The following is a 4891-nucleotide window of genomic DNA, read 5'->3' as shown; positions in this document are numbered from 1 at the left end:
CTTTGCAGCGGCCGGTGACGAACAGTTGCCCGTCGGCCAGGAAGCCCAGGTCCCCGGTGCGCAGGTAGGGGCCCGCCCCGTCGTCGGCCAGGTACCCGCCGAAGGTGGCTTCGGTGTCCTCGGGTTTGCCGCGGTAGCCGTGCGCGACGCAGGGCCCGGTCACCCAGATCTCGCCGACCTCGCCGGGCCCGCGCCGGAACCGGGTCTCCGGGTCCACGATCACCAGTTCGGCGCCGCCCTGCGGCACCCCGCAACCCACCAGTTCCACCGCGCCGTCGTCGTCGGGGTCGGCGTCGACCACCCGATCCTGGCCGAGGGCGGTCCGGTCGATGTGGCGGATCGTCGCGCCGGGGGTGTCCGACCCGCCGGTGACCAGCAGCGTCGACTCGGCCAGCCCGTACACCGGGATGAACACCTCCGGCCGGAAGCCGGCCGGCGCGAACGCGTCGGCGAACGCCCGCAGGGTGCCGGCGTGCACCGGTTCGGCGCCGTTCATCGCGTACTTCCAGTGCGACAGGTCCAGGGCCGCCCGCTCGTCGGGGGTGCTGCGGTCCACGCACAACTGGTAGGCGAAGTTCGGCGCGGTGGTCGCGGTCGCCCGATACCGCGCGATGGCCGCCAGCCAGCTCAGCGGTCCCATGATGAACGCCTCCGGCGCCATCAACACCGTCGTGCAGCCCACGTAGACCATCTCCAGGATGCCGCCGATCAAGCCCATGTCGTGGTGCTGTGGCAGCCAATACACCCCGACGTCGGTGTCGTCGCCGCCCCACGCCGCGTGGATCGCGGCCAGGTTCGCCAGCAGGTTGGCGTGGGTGAGGACGACGCCCTTGGGGGCGCGGGTGGACCCGGAGGTGTACTGCAGCATCGCGGTCGTCTCGCCGTCGATCTGCGGCGGCACCCAGGCGTCCGGATCGCCGACGGAGGCGTCCGGCGCCAGCCAGATCGGCGGGCGCTTGAGCAGGCCGTCGACCGTCGGGCGGAGCCTGCCCTGCAGATCATCGTCGGCGAGCGCGAACCCGGCACGGGCGTCGGGCGCGATCATGCTCAACCGGACCCGCCGGTCCTGCACCGGCACCGCGACCGCGCCGGCGTACAGGCAGCCGAAGTAGGCGACGACGCTGTCCAGGCCGGGCCGGCATACCACCAGCACCCGCTTACCCGCCGCGCCGTGCGCCTGCAGCCCGGCCGCCACCGAGCGCGCACCCAGATCCAGGTCGTGGAACGTCAGCGCGGAATGCTCGGTCTCGCCGTCCGGCACGAACCGGAACGCGACCTTCTCGCCGTAGCGTTCGGCCTGGTTGCGCAGCAGGTCGACCAGGGTGTGCGGGGCAGTCGCATCGTCGGCCGGCATGTGGTCACCTCCACCATCGTGCGGATCGCGCCGGGCACGGCGCCAGGCCGGGCAACCCCACCGTATCGGCTGAGAGGTGTCTCGATGACGTTCTATCCTGAACTAGGTTCGTTCTGAGAAGGCTTGTTTGATGTTAACGCCTGTAAGCAAAGCGCTGACGGGTATGACGAGGTGCACATCTGGACTGGGTATCTTCGATAGCTGCTGCTCTCGACGGGTGCGACGTCGGCCGGCCGGGCCGGCGGCGGGCTGGCCTGGGCGCTTCAGCAACCCGTTACAAAATTTGATCCGATCAACTGAATCTTGTTCACTTTTGGCTGACTCTAAGGTAACTTCTCTGATTAGTCGTCCTGCAACCCAGGCGGGACTACTGAAAGTCAGGAGATGTACCCATGCGCCACGCACTACGTCCCTACGTCACAGCCGGTGTCGCCCTGGTGGGTGCCGGCATGGTTGCGGTAGCCCCGGCGGCACCCGCGCTGTCAGCCGTGCACCTGTCACCGGATGTGGCACTGACCGCCGTCGACCTCAGCGACATCAACTTCACCCAGGCCTGGACGGACGCCTTCGACACCGCCAAGACCAACTTCGACACGCTGCAGGCGGCATCGAAGGACGCCGGTGAAGCGCTGTCGACTGCGCTGCAGCACGCGGACTTCAGCAAGCTGGACCCGACGCAGCTGTCCGACGCGCTGAGCTTCCTCGGCGGTGACCAGAAGAACTTCATCATCCCGATGTCCGGGTTCGCCCTGGACTCCACCGACGGGCTGGGTCACGGGTTCGTCTTCCCGATCCTGACCGCCCCGCCGGACGCGGGCGCGGGGATTCCGGACGGCGGCGTGCTGGTGGCCAACGACCTCAAGGACCTGGTGCCGCTGGTGAACTTCGCCGCCTCGCCGATCAGCGGCGAGATCTGGGGCGCGCTCAGCCCCGGCCTGGCGCCGCTGGTGTCGCTGATCAACAGCTTCGAGGCGATCAGCGCGGACCTGAGCACCGCCGGCGGGCACGTCGCCGACACGACCGCGGCGCTGCAGGAGATGGTGAACATCCCGGCGAACATGGTCAACGGCCTGCTCAACGGCGACACCCTCGACCTGACGCCGCTGATCCCGACACTCACCTCGCTGTTGCCGGAGAGCCTGACCAAATCGCTCGACCTCAGCGCGCTCAGTCTGGCGTTCGGCGGCCTGCTCGACCCGGGGCACACCCTCGGTGAGCTGAATCCGGAACCGGGGGCACTGAGCGGCGCCGACGGGGTCGGTGGGTCGCTCTTCAACGCGCTGGGCCTGTCCGCCAGTGTCGGCGGGTTCCCGCTCACCGTCGACGGGTTCGGCGTCGGCCCGGGGGGTGCCATGACGATGATCGAGAACATCTTCACCTCATGGCTGGACGGCAGCCTGCCGGCGGTGGACGTTCCCGCACCGTAAGAACCGCTCCGCGGCAACGGGCACCCTCGCGAGAGGGTGCCCGTTGTCGTCGGCGCTCAGCCCTGCCGCGACTTCCAGAACTGCAATGCCACCGCCTGCTGCATTGCCGCGGCGGCTTGGGCGGCCAGCGCCGGGTCGCCGGCGGCGTCGTCGTCGGATCCGGGCGGGGCCTGCCACTGCGCCAGCGCGGTGAACTCGCCGTCGAGGTAGCGCTGCCGGGTGGCGCGGCGCTGGATCTTGCCGCTGGAGGTGGTGGGAATCGCCCCCTGTTCGACCAGCATCAACGCATAGGCGCGCACCCCGTGATGGCGCACGATGGCCGACTGGGCCGCGACCAGCAGTGCCCGTAGGTCGGGGATCGCGGCGGCGAGTTGGCGGTTGAGTTCCTGCACCACGACCAGGCGTTCGCCGGCGCCCTCGACGGGCTCCACCGAGAACACCGCGCCGCGCCCGGCCAGCAGTGCGCGGCTGCTGGTCTGCACGGTCTTCTCGATGTCGTTGGGGTAGTAGTTGGTGCCGCGGATGATGATCAGGTCTTTGCAGCGGCCGGTGACGAACAGTTGCCCGTCGGCCAGGAAGCCCAGGTCCCCGGTGCGCAGGTAGGGGCCCGTCCCGTCGTCGGCGAGATGTCCGCCGAAGGTGGCTTCGGTGTCCTCGGGTTTGCCGCGGTAACCGTGGGCCACGCAGGGCCCGGTCACCCAGATCTCGCCGACCTCGTCGGGCCCGCGCCGCAGCCGGGTCTCCGGGTCGACGATCACGATCTGCTGTCCGCCGCGCACCCGCCCGCAGCCGACCAGTTCCACCGCCGTGTCGTCGCCGGGATCGGCGTCGGCGACCCGGTCCTCGCCGAGGGCGGTCCGGTCGATGTGGCGGATCGTCGGCTCCGGGGCGTCCGAGCCGCCGGTGACCAGCAGGGTGGCCTCGGCCAGCCCGTACACCGGCATGAACGCTTGCGCGCGGAAGCCGGCCGGGGCGAACGCGTCGGCGAACGCCCGCAGCGTCGCGGCGTGCACCGGCTCGGCGCCGTTCATCGCCGTCGTCCAGCACGACAGATCCAGTGCCGCACGCTCCTCCTCGGTGCTGCGCTCCACGCACAGGTTGTAGGCGAAGTTCGGGGCAGTCGTCATCGTCGCCCGGTACCGGGAGATGGCCTGCAGCCAGCGCAGCGGGCGGGTGATGAAGTGCGCCGGCGACATCAGCACCGTGGTGCAACCGGTGTAGACCATCGCCAGGATGCCGCCGATCAGGCCCATGTCGTGGTGCTGCGGCAACCAGTACACGGCGACGTCGGTGTCGTTGCCGCCCCACGCCTGCTGGATTGCGGCCAGGTTGGCCAGCAGGTTGGCGTGGGTGAGGACGACGCCCTTGGGGGCGCGGGTGGACCCGGAGGTGTACTGCAGCATCGCGGTCGTCTCGCCGTCGATCTGCGGTGGCACCCAGGCGTCCGGGTCACCGACGGAGACGTCCGGGGCCAGCCAGGTCAGCGGCCGTTTGAGCAGACCGTCGACGGTGGGCCGCAGCTTGGTCTGCATCTCCTCGTCGGCCAGGGCGAAGCCGGCCTTCACATCCGGCACGATCTGCGTCAGCCGCCCCAGTCGGTCCTGCACCGGCACCGCGACCGCACCCGCGTACAGGCAGCCGAAGTAGGCGGCGACACTGTCCAGGCCGGGGCGGCACACCACCAGCACCCGTTTGCCGGCCGCGCCGTGTGCCTGCAGGCCGGCGGCGATCGAACGGGCGGCCAGATCCAGTTCGTGGAATGTCAGCGCGGAGTGCTCCGTCTCGCCGTCCGGCACGAAACGGAACGCGACCTTGTCGCCGTATTTTTCGGCCTGGCGGCGCAGCAAATCCACCAGGGTGGTCGCGGTGGCGGGTTCGTCTGCCGGCATGTGATCACCTGAATCGTCGTGCGGACCGGGCGGGTCGCGGCGCCAAGCGGGGGATGCCCCACGGTATCGGCAGCGGCGACGGTCGGGGAGGTGGGGATGCCCGTTGTGCCCGCCTCTCCGCGACAACATGGCCGCGTGCCGGGTGTGCGCGAGAGCGTCCGGCCAGTCGGCGTCCGGGCCAGTGGTTGATGCTCCTATAGGTTGTCAAGCCGCGAGGAGGG

3 protein-coding genes are annotated in these 4891 nt (G+C 70.1%); 1 reads left to right on the top strand and 2 read right to left on the bottom strand.

Annotated elements, in window-relative coordinates:
- The coding region (locus KIH27_RS20920; RefSeq protein WP_214094896.1) for a fatty acyl-AMP ligase at positions 1-1354 on the bottom strand (1354 nt) is incomplete at its 3' end.
- Between the two features lie 392 nt (positions 1355-1746).
- On the opposite strand from KIH27_RS20920, the gene gjpA reads away from it, so the two are divergent.
- Positions 1747-2781: an outer membrane porin GjpA gene (gjpA, locus tag KIH27_RS20915; RefSeq protein ID WP_214094895.1), complete on the top strand. Its 1035-nt coding sequence runs from the start codon at positions 1747-1749 to the stop codon at positions 2779-2781.
- Positions 2782-2837: 56 nt separating this feature from the next.
- On the opposite strand, the gene KIH27_RS20910 is transcribed toward gjpA, so the two are convergent.
- Positions 2838-4670 (bottom strand): fatty acyl-AMP ligase, encoded by a 1833-nt coding sequence (locus KIH27_RS20910; RefSeq protein ID WP_214094894.1) that lies wholly within the window; start codon positions 4668-4670, stop codon positions 2838-2840.
- Between the last annotated feature and the right edge of the window lie 221 nt (positions 4671-4891).

It is taken from the genome of Mycolicibacter acidiphilus (genome assembly GCF_018455725.1).
In the GTDB taxonomy this organism is placed as follows: domain Bacteria; phylum Actinomycetota; class Actinomycetes; order Mycobacteriales; family Mycobacteriaceae; genus Mycobacterium; species Mycobacterium acidiphilum.
This window is presented reverse-complemented; position numbering and strand designations above follow the sequence as displayed.

What these genes read in the sequence shown, in the direction of transcription:
- gjpA (WP_214094895.1), top strand. Translation starts at nt 1,747, where the DNA reads ATGCGCCACGCACTACGTCCCTACGTCACAGCCGGTGTCGCCCTGGTG.
- KIH27_RS20910 (WP_214094894.1), bottom strand. Translation starts at nt 4,670, where the DNA reads ATGCCGGCAGACGAACCCGCCACCGCGACCACCCTGGTGGATTTGCTG.